Below are 15,357 nucleotides of genomic sequence, written 5' to 3'. Positions count from 1 at the left end.
TATAGTGGATGGCTATGCGAGGTGCGATTGCATAACGATTGCACTGTCGTGAGGAATTCAAGGCGATGATGCGGCGCGCATCGGCCTCCCACACAATGGGATGGCGGGTGGCCGTCGGTCACGTCGAGAGTTCGCCCATAGCATTTTTGGCGAGGCGTGAATTTTCCCGCCGGAAGCCGGCCGAAGGTTGGCTGGATATGGGCTTGTGTAGAGAAGAAGCATTGATTATGACTGCTGCAGCACAGCAGATTTCCGGCGAGTCCGCCACGGCGTCCGAGCGGCGCGTGGCAGGGGATTCAGCCGAAGTACAGGATATTATCTCGCGTATAGATCGCGCGCATGAAACCGCGATGTTCCACCGCATTGCCGCGCTGATCGCCGCTGGCATACTGATGGACAGCATCGATGTCTACCTGGGCAGCGCCGTCGCGAGCAGCGCCCTGTCGACGCACTGGTCGACGGTCGCGCAGAATTCCACATTCATGTCCGCGGGCTTCTTAGGGCTACTGATCGGCTCGCTGCTGGCCGGATTCGTCGGCGATTTCAAAGGCCGGCGCACCGCCTACCAGATTAACCTGCTGCTCTTCGGCGGTTTCACGCTGCTCGGTGCCTTCGCGCCGAATATGGCCGTGCTGTCGCTCTGCCGCCTTGGGGCTGGCCTGGGCTTGGGCGCGGAAATCGTCACCGGTTTCGCGATGGTCAACGAGTTCGCGCCGATGAACCGCCGTGGGCACTGGTGCGCGATGGTTTCCTTGGTCGCCAACTGCGGCGTGCCGATTGCCATGCTGCTGTGCGCATGGGTCATTCCGCGCTGGTCGTGGCGGCCGTTGTTCGTAGGCGTCGGCCTTGCGGCGGCAGTAATCTGGTGGCTGCGCCGCGACATACCCGAATCGCCGCGCTGGCTCGCCGTGCATGGCCGCTACGCCGAGGCTGATGCCATTGTCAAGCAGCTTGAGAGCAATGGCTCCGAGCCGCAGTCCGCGCAGTCTTCGGCTGCTGCTGATTCCTCACGCAATGCCGGAGGCCGCTCGCTCGGCATCAGCCTGCTCGTGGCCATAGTGGCCGTCAGCGCCACCAATGTGTGCTCGTATGCCTTCACGTCGTGGGTGCCGACGATTCTGCTCAAGCGTGGCATCAACCTGTCCAGCTCGTTGTTCACCTCCACGCTGATGATGGTGGGTGCGCCTGTCGGCTGCCTGGTCGGCTCCCTGCTCATCGACCGCATCGGCCGCAAGCGCACCATTGTGCCTGCATTCCTCTTCACTGGCGTGTTCGGCATGCTTTACGCCTACCAGACATCCGCCGTGTCCGCCATCATCGTCGGCTTCCTGCTCATGGTGTGCTTGTACACGCTGATGGCCTCGGTCGTGGCCGTCTATGCGCCTGAACTCTTCGGCACCAAGGTGCGCTTCCGCTGCGTCGGCTTCGCCAATGCCGTCGCCAAACTGCTCAACGTGCTTATGCCGATGGCCGTTGCCTGGATGCTGACCGCATGGGGCACCACATCCATCTTCGTCTCGATCAGCGCCATCGCCATCGTTTCAATGCTCGTCGTCGGCGTGTTCGGCGCCGAGACCTCGCGCAAGTCGATCGGCTAGGCTGTGAGCGACTGCCCTTATTGAGTTGTGTTCCGCTTGTCCTGCATCGGTGTCGAAACCGGTGCAGGACAAGCGCTATGTGATGGCCTTCTTTTGGGCATGCAAAAGCCCCCGTATCGACGTAGGCAATGCCGTTATTGCAATCCCAAGTGATTGGGCAGGCAATCTGCAGACAACAACCTAACGCGCGATGCGGGGGTCTTCGCTAACGGTGTGGAATCCAGAAACCAGCAGCAGTCGGAATCCATCAGTCCGAATCAGTCCGTGGCGGCCTCAGCGGCCTCGTCCTCCTCGGGCTCCTCACTGTCCTTGGCAAGTCCCAGATCGACCGGCGAAGAGCTGTTTTCCCAAGGCTCCTCCCACGGATCATAATCCGGATTCTGCTGCTTGTAGATGTACAGTCCGACGACTGCCGCGAGTGCCGCTCCGAAGAGCAGCGCGAAGAACTTCCAACCGTTAGAAGACTTATTCTCCATGACGGCTCCTTTCCCGATCGCATCGGCTTGCACGTCCAAACCGATTCCTGTTCCTATCATAGGGGTTTGTTTGTGACGATTGAGTGGAAAGTTGCGCAACAACGTCGATATGTCGGTTTCGGCTGCCCGGTAGAGTGGAGCAATGGCTAACTTGAGCATGCGCAGCATCCGATACGATTGGCACCACGGCGGCCCCGTCGTCACGCAGGCGATCATCGCCATCTGCGTGGCCGCGTGGCTGCTTGAGGTCGTGCTCAGATACCTTTCGCCCTCGCTGTATGCGAGCGTGGTGGGCGGCGGCCTGTATGCGCCGTATCTCGCCGTTGCGCACCCGTGGAGCTGGCTGACCTCGCTGTTCCTGCACGCGCAGAACCCCATGCATGTGGGCTTCAACATGCTGACGCTGTGGATGGTCGGCCCGACTTTGGAGCGCATGATGGGCCATTGGAGCTACTTGGGGCTCTACCTGATCTCAGGCTTGGGCGGGGCTGCGGGCCTTTCGCTGTGGGCATGGGCGCGGGCGGACTGGTCGGTGAGCGCGTATGGCGCTTCGGGAGCGCTGTTCGGCCTGTTCGCAGCCCTGCTGGTCGTATACCGGCGCATGGGCGTCGAGCTGCGTTCGATGCTGATCTGGATGGCAATCAACTTCGCCATGCCGCTGGTCATTCCCAATGTCGCATGGCAGGCGCATGCCGGCGGGTTCGTCGTGGGCGGGCTGCTCACCGTGCTGCTGGTGTCGCGCATGCCCGGTTTGCAGCATGCCTCGATGCGCGCTCGCATGTGGACGTACGGCGGTGCGATGGTCGTGGTGTTGGCTGCCGTTATCGTGCTGTGCGCGAAGTTCGCGATGTGAGCATAGTCGCGCGTCGGATGGACGTGGCTATACCGATATGCAGCTATGCAGAATTCCCTGTGCAGGTATTGCCGCTGAGATACGGGCACCGCGACTGGGTATACGAGCGCAAATAACACACATGTAGTTTTCCACATCGGTGGACAACATTGTGGATAACATGGGCATTGTCGGGCATAACCTGTGGAAAAGTCACCCAATTATCCACCCAGCTACCCGAAAACCCTGAATTCCCAACGCTTCCACCATTGTGGACAATGTGCATAAGCAAATGTGGATAACTACTGGCGTTGCGACATCGCAGTACCCCTCAGTATGGGCAGCGACGCAAGTTTTGGATTTCCTATGCATCCAGCGCAAGGAGCATATGTGCGGCTCTGGGAATCGCTGAATAGCGACGGCTCTTGCTGCTGCGCCGCCATCCGTCTACTCATCATCTACTAAGCAGATTGCCGGGTGAAACCGCCTCCGAAGGTCTCATGCAGCCATCGCGGCACATCGCGAAATGGCGGAATTGCAGGTATCTCGCACAAGGCGCGACCGGTAGCTACTTTCGCATGTGCTTAATAGACGAAAAAAGTGCTGAATACACGTGTGGGACCGGTAACGGTCGGGCTAGATGAGCGAAGACGCCACTGCAAAACTACTTCAACCATCTATTAAGCACTTTTTTCGTTTATTAGGCACTTCGCAAAGTAGACCGTAAATCCGGTGCCTACCGTTTTGGCGGAATACCAACGTTTTTAAGATTTGGTATGTGTGCGTTACAACGCATGTATCGGCGAAAATTGACAGAAAGTGCTTAATAGATTCGCGGGGCAATTGCAGAGCTATTGTTTGGCCTGCTCGAAGGTATAGCCGACTGGAAGACACGGGCGGTTGGAAGACACGGGCAGTTGAAGAAACAGATGGCTAAAAATGGCGCAACTGACTACGAATGGGCGACTTGATGTATGCGCTGGGGCGCGAAACAGCGAGATGCAATTCATATCGCTGTCTCGCAACACGGAATGATACGGAAGATCAGAAGATGAGCGCTGTAGTTCAGCGTCTCATCGATTCAGAAACTCAGTAGCTCAGCGCCACCACATGGTCATGAGGAAGCCGACCATGAGGATGGCGAAGGCGACTGCGAGGTTCCATGCGCCGATGTGGGGGATGGGGTAGCTGCCGGTGAGGTAGTAGACCACGGCCCACGCCAGGCCGATGACCATAAGGATGCAGAACAGCGGCACGAACCAGGTGGGGTTCGCCTTGGTGCCCTTGATGGTCTCCTCGACGCGGCGGGTGTTCTCCTCCTGGCGGCGGACCATGCGCTGCATTTGCGGGGTCATGGCCGACTGGTCGATGCTGGCGTTGAGCACGGCTTCGACCTTGTCCATCGGGATGCCGTAGTCCTCTTCATCGCTCTTCGCCGCGCCCTCTGCAGCGTCCTTCGTATCCGTAATCGCGTCTGCGTTCACGCCTGTTTTCGCGTCGTCGCCCGGCTGCGCGGTATGCGCGTCCTCGGCGCCTGACTGCCAGTCCACCTGGCTTCCAGGGTCGTTCGCGCCGGTTTTGTGCAGCTCTTCGTCAGCCATAAGCGTAGTCTCCATTCGATAGGCTAGAAATCATAATAGTGGTTAGACTCGAAACCGGCGACTATCGGCGAGGGAAATGTGGCGAATATGGCGAAACAGGCCGGAAAACATGGGGCGAGGCGCTCGAAGATGGGCGGTCTCGTCGTTTTCGTGGTCGTCGCGTTCTCCGGCTACCTGCTGATGACGAATCTGCGCGTGAACCGCAGCACCACGGTCACCTCCGACACCTCGCAGCTGGTGGAGCAGCGCGTCAATCAGGTGAATACGCTGCAGCATGAGGTCAACGGCCTCGCCTCGCAGGTCGACACCCTGAACAAGATGACATCGGGCAATGCCAGCACTACCAGCGGATCGAGCGATGACGCCGGTTCGGCGACCTTGCTTCCCGCAGTCGAGGGGCCTGGCATCGCGGTGACGCTGAACGACTCCTCCCTGTGGCAGAAGACCGTGGGCGACTCCGGCTCCTCCGTCGACATCGACTATTACGTAATTCACCAGCAGGATATCGAGGCCGTCGTCAACGCGCTGTGGCACGGCGGTGCCGAGGCGATGATGATTCAGGACCAGCGCGTGCTGTTCAACACCGCAGTGCGCTGCACCGGCAATATCCTCACGCTGCAGGGCAAGCAGTATTCGCCGCCCTACACCGTTTCGGCGATAGGCGACCCGGACGCGCTCACGCAGGCGCTGAACGATTCAAGCGCCATACAGACCTACAAGGAGTATGTGCGCGCCTATGGCCTAGGCTGGAAGGTCGAGGACAAGGACACGCAGCGCTTCCCTGAGGCGGCGCTGCTGCAGCCGTTGCGCTACGCCACTGTGCCGCAGGAAGGATCGAAGCAGCAATGAAGCATGGTTCCCACGCCGCAGGCGCGCCCGCTCGCGCCGCTCTGGAAGACGAGCTGGCCGATGTGGCGGATGCCGCTGATATGGGCGGCGCTGCCGATATGCCCGAAGGCGCTTCGGGTGTCGAAGACACTGCGGGCACTGCGGGCGTCAGCGCAGGAAATGTCGGCGCAAGGGGTGCCGGTGCGGCGTCGGGCGCTCAGGGACGTCACGACGTGTCGCGTCGCCGCTCGGGCGCAGGGTGGCAGCTGCTTGGCATCATCGCCGAGCTACTGCTCACGCTGGCGGTGCTGTGCGGCCTGTACATCGCCTGGCAGATGTGGTGGACGGGCGTCGAATCCGAGCGTGCGCAGGATCAGACCCGGCAGTCGGCCGCGTGGTCGGCCCCCGGCAATGGCGGGAAACTGCAAATCGCCAAGGCGCAGCCGGGTGATCCGCCGGTGCAGCCTGCCAGCGCGAATGTCGGCGATCTGGTCGCGCAGGTCTACATCCCGCGCTTCGGCGAGCAATGGAACCGCAACGTCGTGCAGGGCACCGACCCCGTGCAGCTCAACAAACACGGCATGGGGCATTACGAGCAGACGCAGATGCCCGGGCAGGTCGGCAATATGGCCATCGCGGGCCATCGCAACGGCTACGGACAGCCGCTGGGCGACATCGACAAGCTCGAAGTCGGCGACCCGATCATCCTGCGCACCAAGGATTACTGGTACGTCTACCGGCAAACGAGCTATCGCATCGTGCTGCCGACGCAGGGCGACGTGGTAGCGCCGAACCCGGAGAATCCCTTCGCGCCCCCCACCAAGCGCATGATCACGCTGACGACCTGCGAGCCGAAATACACCACGCCGACGCACCGCTGGATCAGCTACGGCGAGCTTGATTACTGGGCGAAAGTCTCCGACGGCGTACCCAAGGAGCTTGCCACGACCGACGCTTCGGGAGCGGTGAAATTCACCAGCAACGAGCAGCCTTCGCTCGCCGCAAGACTGCCTTCGATGCAGCCGGTTATCGCGGTGGCGCTTACCATCTACCTCGTCCTGTTCATCGCGGCCGCCGTGGCCTGGCGCTGGCCTGTCCTGCGCGACATCCACCAGCGTCGCCGCCGCAGGCCCGACATCAGCATCTACGGCACCCTGCTGCGCTGGCAGCCGGGCGTGGCCCCGATACGCGCGCTGCTCTTGCTGTTGCTGCTGGTTGCAGGCATTGCGGCGCTGATGCAGTGGGCCTACCCTTGGGCGGCGAGCACCATACCGTACCTGCGCGCGATGTCGAATTATGTAACTGTCTGAGCATCTCGCAACTTCGCACCCTATGACCCACACTCTATGACCGATTCGCGCGCAGCTTGCCGCCTTTGGACTACAATGGCGTCGAAAGGTCGGCGGCGCACGCCGGCCAGCAACTCCAACACAGGCAGAGGGCGATTATGACCGATTCCGCGCATATCCTCGTGGTCGACAACTACGATTCCTTCGTGTACACGATCGTCGGCTATCTCAAGACGCTGGGAGCCACCGTCGACGTGGTGCGCAACGATGCGATCGACGCCTCCGCGCCTAGTGTGCTCGACGGGTATGATGGCGTGCTGATCTCGCCCGGCCCGGGCGCTCCGGCGGATTCCGGGGCCAGCGAAGGGCTTATCCGGCTGTGCGCTACGACGCGCACGCCGATGTTCGGCGTCTGCCTCGGCTTGCAGGCGCTCGCCGAAGTGTATGGGGCCACGGTGGACCACGCCCCGACGATTATGCACGGCAAGACGAGCGTCGTGGAGCATGTCGATGACGCGGTGTTCGCCGGTGTGGCCGAGCCGATGACCGCGACCCGCTACCATTCGCTCGCCGTCGAGCCGGATTCCGTGCCCGACGATCTCGTGGTCACCGCATGGACCAAGGACGACCATATCATCCAAGGGCTCAAGCACAAGGACCTGCCGCTGTTCGCCGTGCAATTCCACCCCGAATCGGTGATGACGCAGGACGGCTACCGCCTGCTGGCGAACTGGCTTGCCATCTGCGGCCAGAGCGATGCCGTCGAGCGCTCCCAGGGCCTGCAGCCCAAGGTCGCGGCTCGATAATCGCTGTCGTGCGGTTGCCGTGGGCAACTACGCAACAGCCGGCGTGCAAACGTCACAACTCCCGCATAGTCCTCGTAATCATGCGGGGGTTGTGACGTAAAACCGTGCGGAAACGTCACAATTCCTGCGTAAAGGTCGAGTTAGTGCGGGAATTGTGACGTTCATGACTAAGGGTGAACTCCGTTGTTTCCTCGGCCCCTTGGTGGGGCCTCAGCGTCGGCTACTCGCAGCGCACTGCGCTGCGAGTTTAACGCCTCCGCAGGAGCGGTGCGTGCCGGCAGCGCACGTGTTTCACTGTGACTTTGAGCTGCTTGGGCTGGAGGATGGGGAAGGTGCGGCTTGGAGCTTCAGTGTGACCGTGGAGCCCTTGTCGGCCTGGCTTCCCGGAGCCGGATTGATGTCCATGACAATGCTTGACGGGTCGGCCTTAGCCGGATCGGCTCCGCCGTCGAGCGCCACCTTGAATCCTGCCGCCTGCAGCTTGTTTGCGGCCTCGGCGTAAGTGGTGCTTCCCAGAGTGATATCGGTGGGAATGGTGACCTGCTCCTTGCCCTGTGAGACGTAGACCGTAATCGTGCTGCGCTGCTGCACCGAAGTGCCCGAAGGCGGGTCGGTGCGCGTGACCAAGCCATTGCCCACAGTGTCTGAATGCTCCTGTGCCTGATTTGTGCTGAATCCAAGGCTGTTCAGCTTTTGAATTACCGCGTCCAGCGGCTGCCCGACGAGCCCATCGGGCACCTGTGTCATGCCCGAGGAGATGAACAGGGTCACGACTTCGCCCTTGGCCAGCTGCGTGCCGGCGGCGGGGTCGGTGCGGGTGACGCGGTCCTTGTCCACGTCGGCGCTCATCTCGCTCTGCGTGGTGGGCCCCACCTTGAATCCGGCGCTTTCCAAGGCGGAGCGCGCCTCGTCCTGCGTCATGCCTTTGACGTCGGGCACGGCGGCGGATTGCGGCCCTGCGGAGAACCACACCCTGACCGTGGAGCCTTTCGCCACGCTGGCGCCGCCTGCGGGGCTCTGCTTGGTGAGCGTACCCTGAGGCTGGGTCGAATTGGTGTCGGTTTCGGCCTGGAAGCGCAGCCCGACTGCGGTGAGCTTCTCCTGGGCGAGGGCCTTGGTGGTCTGCTCGGTGAAGGTCGGCACGGTGACCATTTCAGGCGTTTTGGCGCGGTTCGCGTATGCCAGTGCGCCGACGATTGCGGCGATGAGCACGATGGCGCTGATAACCGATATGATAATCCGGCGTTTGCGCTTGGCCTTGGCAGCGGCGGCACGCTGCTCGGCGCGGGACTTCAATGCGGTTTCCGCAGGCCTGTTCGCTGCGACCGGAACCGCCTCGAACTGCCCGGTCACCGGGTTGAAGGCTTGCGTCGCCTCGGTGGCGGCCACCGGGTTCATCGCCCGGGTCGCCGCCGTCTGCTCGGCCTGCTTGCGGGTCTTGACGTTCGCCAGATCGGTGAGCGGGTTGAAGGCCGCTGCGACGGGCACGCCGCCATTCATGAAGGTAAGGAGATCGTTCTTGAACTCGGCGGCCGTCGCATAGCGGTTCTGCCGGTCCTTGGCCATCGCCTTCGCGCAGATCTGGTCCCACATCTTGGGCAGCCCCGGCACGATGGCGCTGGGGGGCGTGGCTACTTCGGAGACATGCTGGTAGGCGATGGCGACAGCGGAATCGCCAGTGAAGGGCGGGCGGCCGGTGAGCATCTCGTAGAGCACGCAGCCGGCGGAATACAGGTCGGAGCGCATGTCGACGCTCTCGCCGCGCGCCTGCTCAGGGGAGAGGTACTGCGCGGTGCCCACGACGCCCTGCGACTGCGTCATCGTGGCCACGGAATCATCGAGCGCCCGGGCGATGCCGTAGTCCATGACCTTGACCATGCCCTGCTCGGAGATCATGATGTTACCGGGCTTGATATCCCGGTGGATGATGCCTACGCGGTGCGAATACTCCAAAGCACCCAGAACGCCGAGCATCACCTGTTCGGCGTCGCGCTGACTTAAGGGGCCGTTCGCCTTGATGATATCGCGCAGCGTCTGGCCTTTGACGTATTCCATGACGATGTAGGGCAGCCGCTCGGTGTGCCCGGACTCGTCGAGAATCGTCTCCTCGCCCGAATCGTAGATATTGACGATATTAAGATTGTTCATCTGCGCGACCGAATGCGCCTCGCGCCGGAAGCGGGTCAGGAAGATATCGTCGTTCGCCAGGTCGGCGCGCATGATCTTGATGGCGACGGTGCGCCCCAGGCGCGTGTCGAGGGCGACGCGCACCTCGGCCATGCCGCCGCGGCCGATGAGCTGGCCGAGCTGGTACCGGCCGTTGGCCAATGACGAAGGCAGGTTGCTACTCATTGTTGCTCCTTGTCGAGATACCTTGCTTGCGAACTCGCGGTTCGCGGCGCAGGCGTGCCGCTGATGAACACCTGGGACTGCCCGACGTCCTGAATCGGCGTCTGACCGGCAGCTGCGCGCAGGCGTGAGTCCAGGATGCTGTGCGGTGCGCTCATGATGCGCCGGGGCATGCGGTTGCTGGGGGGCATGATCTTGGTCGAGCTGTTCAGCATGGTCTGCTGGTCGAGCAGCCGGCGCTCGATCTTCGAGAGCATGCGCGAGACGACAAGCGCATCGCCCGGCCGGTCCAGCGGGTCCTTCGAAAGCATCGACATCACGAATTGGCTCAGCTGCACATCGATCGAATCAGGCAGCGGGGGCACGGGGTCGTTGACATGCGCGGCGGCGATATCGACCGGCGTGGCCCCGGTGAAGGGTCGGTGGCCGCACAGGCCTTCGTAGGCCACGACGCCAAGCGAGTAGATGTCGGACTGCGCGGTGGCATGCTTGCCCTGCGCCTGCTCGGGGGAGATGTACTGCGCGGTGCCCACCACCATGCCGTCCTGCGTGATCTGCTCCTGGTTGGTGGAGTAGGAGACGCCGAAATCGGTGATCTTCACGTCGCCGTCAGCCGAAACCATGATGTTGGCCGGCTTCACGTCGCGGTGGATGACCCCATGTGAATGGGCGACGAACAGGCCGCGTGCCGTCTGCTCAAGAATCGGCAGCAGTTCGATCGGGTCCATTGCGCCCTTCTCGTGGAAGATGTCGGCCAGGGATTTGCTCGGCACGTATTCCATGATGAGGAAGCCGATGCCGTCATGCTCGTAGTATTCGAAGAGCGCGGCGATATTCGGATGCGCGAGATTCGCGGAGTTATGCGCTTCGACGCGCAGCCGACGCAGCTTGGCCTCGGCGTTGGTCGCATCCCCGCGCAGCGCCTTGATGGCCACCGGGCGGCCGAGCTGAATATCATAGCCCTTCCACACCTCGCCCATGCCGCCCTGCGCGAGCCGGCAGTCGAGCCGGTATCGCCGGTGGATGAGCTGGCCTTCGATGAGTTTCATTGCTGCAACGCCTCCTGCATGATCTGCTTCATAATGGGACCGGCTGCGTAGGAGCCAAGCACATCGGTATTATGGACGACCACGGCGACGGCGATCTTCGGATTGTCGGCGGGGGCAAAGCCGATCACCCAGCCATCGATGCTGCTGTTGTTCTGGCCGATCTGCGCGGTTCCGGTCTTCGCGGCGACCTTTACGCCGGGGATGGCCAGATTCGGGTTCTCCTTGGTCACGACCGTCTGCATCATCTGGCCGAGCTTGTCGGACGTGTCCTTGCTGAAGGCCTGCGACATGACTGCGGGGTCGGTCTGCGAGATGACTGACAGATCGCTTGAGCGCACGCGGTCGACGAGCGTGGGGCGCATAAGCGTGCCGCCGTTGGCTACTGCCGAGGCGATGAGCGCGTTCTGCAGCGGCGTCGCGTTCACATCGCCCTGACCGATTGAGGCCAAGGCGAGCTTGTCGGGAGTCAGCCCCGTGGGGAAGAGCGAGGATATCGCCTTCATCGGCCCGCCTGTGGAATCCGAGCCGTCGACGGTGATCGAGCTGCCGAAGCCGAGTTTCCTGGCCTGGGTCTCGACCGCCTGATCTCCCAGCGAGACGCCAAGCTGTGCGAAGGCCGTGTTGGATGAATAGGCCAGCGCATCCTCGAAGGAGATCTGGCCGTTCGAGCCGTTGGCCGCGCTTTCCGCATTCGTCAGGTTGGTCGCCGTGCCGGGCAGCGTGTAGCTCGCGCCTGCCGGAATCGAAGTGTCCGGGTTGTATTTGCCCGTTTCCAGCGCGGCCGCGGCCACGACGGTTTTGAACGTGGACCCCGGCGGATAGTACTGCGCGATGGCCCGGTTGATCATCGGGCTGTTGTCGCCGGAAGTCAGCTGCGCGTAGACGTTATTGACCTTGTTGGTGTCGTGCTGCGCGAGCTGGTTCGGGTCGTAGCTCGGCGTGCTCGCCATAGCAAGAATGCGGCCGGTCTTCGGCTCGATCGCCACGGCTGCGCCATCCATGCCGGCGAGGGCCTGATAGGCGGCCCCTTGCAGCTTCGGGTTGATCGAGGTCTCGATCGAAGCGCCCTTGTTCTCGGCACCGGTGAACAGCGACTTGAATTTCTGCCAGAACAAGGCATTCGAATCGCCGGCGAGCAGGTCGTTGCGCGACATCTCCAAGCCACGGTCGACCGGGTGCGTGATGGAGAAGTACCCGGTGATGGGCGCATACAGCGCCCCGTTCGCATAGGAGCGCTGGTAGGCGAAGGAATCGTTGGTGGGCTCCGATTTGGCGAGCACGGTGCCGTCGGAAGCGAGAATCGGGCCGCGTGGCGCGCCGATCTCGTGGTAGAGCGTGCGGCTGTTGCGCGGGTCGGCATTGAGCTGGTTCGCGCGAATCGCGGTGATGATGGTGCTGGACAGGCCGAGAATCGTAAACAGGATGATGACGGCGGTGAAGAGCTGGCGCAGGCTTTTGTTCATGCCGCTTCCCCCTTGCCTTCAGTGCTGCGCTGGCGGTCCTGCCCGTGCTGCCCGCGTTCGCGGCCTCGTTCACCAAGTGCGACCAGCGCTTCATATTGGAAGGTGTCGGAGAGCGTGTCCGGCTCGGGCTTGTTCGCGGCGTTCGAGATGACGATGAGCAGCCCGGCCAGCACGAAGTTGGCAATGAGCGAAGAGCCTCCGGCGGCCATGTACGGCAGGGTCAGGCCGGTGAGCGGGATGACCAGCGTGATGCCGCCCACCACCGTGAAGACCTGGAAGGCCATCGTGAACACGAGTCCGGCGGCCAGCAGCTTGCCGAAGCCGTCCTTGATGCGCATTGCGGTGATCAGGCCCGAGGCGATGATGACGAGGTACAGGACCAGAATCGCCAGCAGGCCGGTCAACCCAAGCTCCTCGCCCAGCGACGAATAGATGAAGTCGGAGTTCGCCAGCGGGGTGAGCGCCGGATGGCCCTGGCCGAGGCCGGTGCCCATGAGACCGCCGGAGGACATGCCGAACATGCCCTTGACCAGCTGCGAGGAGCCGCCCGGATACTGGTTGTACACCGCAGGGTCAAGCGGATGCAGCCAGGCCTGCACGCGGTATTCGACGTGCGCAAACAGCTTCGCGGCCGTGACGCACCCGACTGCGAAGGCCAGGAAGCCGATGACCACCCAGCTTTTGCGGCCGGTCGCCACATAGAGCATGGAGACGAACATCGCGAAGAACATGAGCGCAGTGCCCAGATCCTGCTGAATCACCAGCACGCCCATCGACGCCAGCCACACCACGATGATCGGGCCGGTGTCCTTGATGCGGGGCAGACGCATGCCGAGCACCTTTCGCCCGCCCACGGCCAGCTGGTCGCGGTGATCGAAGAGGTATGCGGCGAAGAAGAAGGCCAGGAAGAGCTTCGTGAACTCGCCCGGCTGGAAGGTGTGGCTGCCAAAGCCGATCCAGATGCGCGCGCCGCCGATGTCCTTGCCGATGCCCGGAATCATAGGCGAGAGCAGCAGCACCAGGCCGATGACCATGCTGACGTACGAGAAGCGCCGCAGCACGCGGTAATCGCGCAGGAACACGATGAGCAGCATGGTCAGCACCAGCGCCACACACAGCCAGATCAGCTGGCGGAAGGCCACGTCGGTGCCATTCGCATCGTCGATGCGCGCGATCATCATCGTGCCGATTGCGGTCAGCAGCAGCACGCAGGGCAGAATCGACTGGCTGGCATAGGGCTGGAATTTGAGCAGCAGTCCCCACAGCACAAGAAACAGCACGCCGGCCAGAACCAGCATGCCGGCGAATTTCACGGGGAATGCGCCGGCGGTGCGCTCGAACATCTGAAAGAAGGCGATGAAGCTCAGCAGCATCGCGAAAACCAGCAACGACACCTGACGCAGACGGGTGGCGATCATCACTTGGCCCCCTTCGACGAGCTTGCAGGGCTTGATGGGCTTGGGGATGTGGCGGAGCTGGCGGATTTAGCGGAGCTTGACGGGCTTGACTGGCCTGATGGGCTTGCGGATGCCGATGGCGAGGCGCTGGAACCGCTCTTAGCACCGTTCGTGCCGTTGCTGCCGTTGCTGCTGCCATCAGTGGAGGATTCGGGAAGACTCTTGGCCTCGCGTTCGATGAGCTGCGCGTGGCTGTGCGCCTCCGACAGGCTGTCGACGGCGATGCCCTGCGCGAGCTGGTCGCGCCAGGACTGCGGCAGCTGGCTTATCTTGATGCTTGTGTTTTCGACCTTATGCGACAGCGGATAGCCGAACAGATTCGTGTTCACGCCCTGATAGATCGACACCACGCCGTTGGCTTCGCCCAGATAGTACTTGCTCTGGCTCCACCGCCACGCGGCGAAGGAGCTGCCGAGCACAGCGGCCAGCAGCACCAGCACGCCAATCAGCACGACGATGCGCCGGCGCATGCGGCGCGAACGGGAGGCCTGCTGCTCCTGGACTCGCTCGCGCCGCATCGCCTTGGCGACTTCTGGATCATTGGGGTCGGCGGACAGTCGGCCGTCTCTTTTCTGGACGACCGGAATCTCGCCGGTATTGGTTTCGCCCTCGTCGCTGGTCTTCTCGCGCATCGCCGAAGGCTGCGCCACGCGGGGCTCGGCGAGCTGGGTTTCCGTATCCGGGTTCTGCGCGAGCGCCGCTGCTCGCTGCGCCGGGGAATCGTTGTCATGGCGCAGATTGGGCGCTGAAGCCACGGGTTCGTTGATGATGTCGGCGATGGCTTCGAGACTTGCCGCCGCCGCTCCGCCGATCAGCGGCGTCTGATGCGGCAGATCGAAGGCATCGGCATCCAGGGCGAGCGTCGCGTCGCCGATTACGGCAGTGACGTTGTCGGTGCTGCCGGCTTTGAGAGCCATGGAAACGAGCCGCTGCGCGCATTCGCCCTGGTCGGCGCACTGCGTGAGCGTCTCCTGGATTGTCGAATCCTCAAGCACGCCGTCCAACCCGTCCGAGCACAGCAGCCACCGGTCGGCCGGGTGTGCCGCGCAGATGGCGATGTCGGGGTGCGGGTCGATGTCGAAATCGCCCAGCACGCGCATCACGACGTTGCGCTGGGGATGGTTGCGCGCCTCGGCAGCGGTGATGCGGCCGGTGTCGATCAAATGCTGGACGTAGCTGTGGTCGGTCGTCATGCGCGTCAGCGTGCCGTCGCGCAGCAGATAGGCCCGCGAATCGCCGATATGCGCCAGAATCCAGTAGCCGCCCACAAGCGTCACAGCAGTGACGGTGGTGCCCATGCCGGCCAGCTTGCGCTCGCGCTTGGCCTTGCCCACGATGGCGTCATGCGCGGCCATCACGGAGGTTTCCATCATGCTGGAAACCGTGCGCACATTGCTGCGCACGTCATCGCGCTCGATATGGGCCAGCGAGCGAATCGCGATGGTCGAAGCCGTGTCGCCGCCGGCGTGCCCGCCCATGCCGTCGCAGATGGCGACCAAGTGCTCGCCGGCGAACGACGAGTCCTGGTTGTTGCTGCGCACGGTGCCCACGTCCGAAATAGTCGTGGAATACAGGAACAGGGTTGGCGAGGCGTCGGATTGCGGCATGT

Annotated in this window: 12 protein-coding genes; 5 read left to right on the top strand and 7 right to left on the bottom strand. The window is 62.7% G+C overall.

What is annotated here, in order from left to right; genetic code table 11:
* Positions 1-227: 227 nt before the first annotated feature.
* Positions 228-1,598: an MFS transporter gene (locus tag DDF78_RS01835; protein ID WP_152581485.1), complete on the top strand. Its 1,371-nt coding sequence runs from the start codon at positions 228-230 to the stop codon at positions 1,596-1,598.
* A gap of 257 nt (positions 1,599-1,855) precedes the next feature.
* Here DDF78_RS01835 and DDF78_RS01830 read toward each other — a convergent pair whose 3' ends face one another.
* Complete coding sequence (locus DDF78_RS01830; protein WP_152581484.1) at positions 1,856-2,074, bottom strand: hypothetical protein; 219 nt, start codon at positions 2,072-2,074, stop codon at positions 1,856-1,858.
* A 142-nt stretch (positions 2,075-2,216) separates the two neighbouring features.
* On the opposite strand from DDF78_RS01830, the gene DDF78_RS01825 reads away from it, so the two are divergent.
* Positions 2,217-2,927, top strand: coding sequence for a rhomboid family intramembrane serine protease (locus DDF78_RS01825; RefSeq protein WP_152581483.1), 711 nt, complete (start codon positions 2,217-2,219; stop codon positions 2,925-2,927).
* A gap of 1,076 nt (positions 2,928-4,003) precedes the next feature.
* Here DDF78_RS01825 and crgA read toward each other — a convergent pair.
* Complete coding sequence (gene crgA / locus DDF78_RS01820) at positions 4,004-4,522, bottom strand: cell division protein CrgA (protein WP_202613171.1); 519 nt, start codon at positions 4,520-4,522, stop codon at positions 4,004-4,006.
* Positions 4,523-4,594: 72 nt separating this feature from the next.
* Here crgA and DDF78_RS01815 point away from each other — a divergent pair, with 72 nt between their 5' ends.
* The 3 genes from DDF78_RS01815 to DDF78_RS01805 all read left to right on the top strand — a co-directional run bounded on the left by DDF78_RS01815 (position 4,595) and on the right by DDF78_RS01805 (position 7,430).
* Positions 4,595-5,356 carry a DUF881 domain-containing protein gene (locus DDF78_RS01815; RefSeq protein ID WP_152581481.1) on the top strand — a complete coding sequence of 254 codons (762 nt, stop codon included), beginning with the start codon at positions 4,595-4,597 and terminating at the stop codon, positions 5,354-5,356.
* Positions 5,353-6,645 (top strand): class E sortase, encoded by a 1,293-nt coding sequence (locus DDF78_RS01810; RefSeq protein ID WP_152581480.1) that lies wholly within the window; start codon positions 5,353-5,355, stop codon positions 6,643-6,645. Before DDF78_RS01815 ends, DDF78_RS01810 begins: the two co-directional genes overlap by 4 nt.
* A gap of 137 nt (positions 6,646-6,782) precedes the next feature.
* On the top strand, positions 6,783-7,430 hold the full coding sequence (locus DDF78_RS01805; protein WP_152581479.1) for an anthranilate synthase component II: 648 nt from the start codon (positions 6,783-6,785) through the stop codon (positions 7,428-7,430).
* Positions 7,431-7,721: 291 nt separating this feature from the next.
* Here DDF78_RS01805 and pknB read toward each other — a convergent pair whose 3' ends face one another.
* From pknB to DDF78_RS01780, 5 genes are read right to left on the bottom strand one after another with little or no spacing between them, the layout of a single operon-like run.
* Positions 7,722-9,782 (bottom strand): Stk1 family PASTA domain-containing Ser/Thr kinase, encoded by a 2,061-nt coding sequence (gene pknB / locus DDF78_RS01800; protein ID WP_152581478.1) that lies wholly within the window; start codon positions 9,780-9,782, stop codon positions 7,722-7,724.
* Positions 9,779-10,828, bottom strand: a complete 1,050-nt coding sequence (locus DDF78_RS01795; protein WP_152581477.1) for a serine/threonine-protein kinase — start codon at positions 10,826-10,828, stop codon at positions 9,779-9,781. The genes pknB and DDF78_RS01795 overlap by 4 nt, the downstream gene beginning before the upstream one ends.
* Positions 10,825-12,291: a peptidoglycan D,D-transpeptidase FtsI family protein gene (locus tag DDF78_RS01790; protein ID WP_152581476.1), complete on the bottom strand. Its 1,467-nt coding sequence runs from the start codon at positions 12,289-12,291 to the stop codon at positions 10,825-10,827. The genes DDF78_RS01795 and DDF78_RS01790 overlap by 4 nt, the downstream gene beginning before the upstream one ends.
* Complete coding sequence (locus tag DDF78_RS01785) at positions 12,288-13,709, bottom strand: FtsW/RodA/SpoVE family cell cycle protein (protein ID WP_152581549.1); 1,422 nt, start codon at positions 13,707-13,709, stop codon at positions 12,288-12,290. The genes DDF78_RS01790 and DDF78_RS01785 overlap by 4 nt, the downstream gene beginning before the upstream one ends.
* On the bottom strand, positions 13,709-15,355 hold the full coding sequence (locus tag DDF78_RS01780) for a protein phosphatase 2C domain-containing protein (RefSeq protein ID WP_152581475.1): 1,647 nt from the start codon (positions 15,353-15,355) through the stop codon (positions 13,709-13,711). Before DDF78_RS01780 ends, DDF78_RS01785 begins: the two co-directional genes overlap by 1 nt.
* Positions 15,356-15,357 lie beyond the last annotated feature (2 nt).

Origin of the sequence: Bifidobacterium tibiigranuli (genome assembly GCF_009371885.1) — a bacterium.
Lineage (GTDB): Bacteria > Actinomycetota > Actinomycetes > Actinomycetales > Bifidobacteriaceae > Bifidobacterium > Bifidobacterium tibiigranuli.
Note: the sequence above shows the minus strand (reverse complement) of the source record. Positions and strands in the feature narration are given on the sequence as shown.

Excerpts from the sequence above, each read along its gene's own strand:
- DDF78_RS01810 (WP_152581480.1), top strand. The coding sequence starts at position 5,353 with ATGAAGCATGGTTCCCACGCCGCAGGCGCGCCCGCTCGCGCCGCTCTG.
- DDF78_RS01790 (WP_152581476.1), bottom strand. The coding sequence starts at position 12,291 with ATGAACAAAAGCCTGCGCCAGCTCTTCACCGCCGTCATCATCCTGTTT.
- pknB (WP_152581478.1), bottom strand. The coding sequence starts at position 9,782 with ATGAGTAGCAACCTGCCTTCGTCATTGGCCAACGGCCGGTACCAGCTC.
- DDF78_RS01785 (WP_152581549.1), bottom strand. The coding sequence starts at position 13,709 with ATGATCGCCACCCGTCTGCGTCAGGTGTCGTTGCTGGTTTTCGCGATG.
- DDF78_RS01825 (WP_152581483.1), top strand. The coding sequence starts at position 2,217 with ATGGCTAACTTGAGCATGCGCAGCATCCGATACGATTGGCACCACGGC.
- DDF78_RS01805 (WP_152581479.1), top strand. The coding sequence starts at position 6,783 with ATGACCGATTCCGCGCATATCCTCGTGGTCGACAACTACGATTCCTTC.
- DDF78_RS01835 (WP_152581485.1), top strand. The coding sequence starts at position 228 with ATGACTGCTGCAGCACAGCAGATTTCCGGCGAGTCCGCCACGGCGTCC.
- DDF78_RS01780 (WP_152581475.1), bottom strand. The coding sequence starts at position 15,355 with ATGCCGCAATCCGACGCCTCGCCAACCCTGTTCCTGTATTCCACGACT.
- DDF78_RS01815 (WP_152581481.1), top strand. The coding sequence starts at position 4,595 with ATGGCGAAACAGGCCGGAAAACATGGGGCGAGGCGCTCGAAGATGGGC.
- DDF78_RS01830 (WP_152581484.1), bottom strand. The coding sequence starts at position 2,074 with ATGGAGAATAAGTCTTCTAACGGTTGGAAGTTCTTCGCGCTGCTCTTC.
- crgA (WP_202613171.1), bottom strand. The coding sequence starts at position 4,522 with ATGGAGACTACGCTTATGGCTGACGAAGAGCTGCACAAAACCGGCGCG.
- DDF78_RS01795 (WP_152581477.1), bottom strand. The coding sequence starts at position 10,828 with ATGAAACTCATCGAAGGCCAGCTCATCCACCGGCGATACCGGCTCGAC.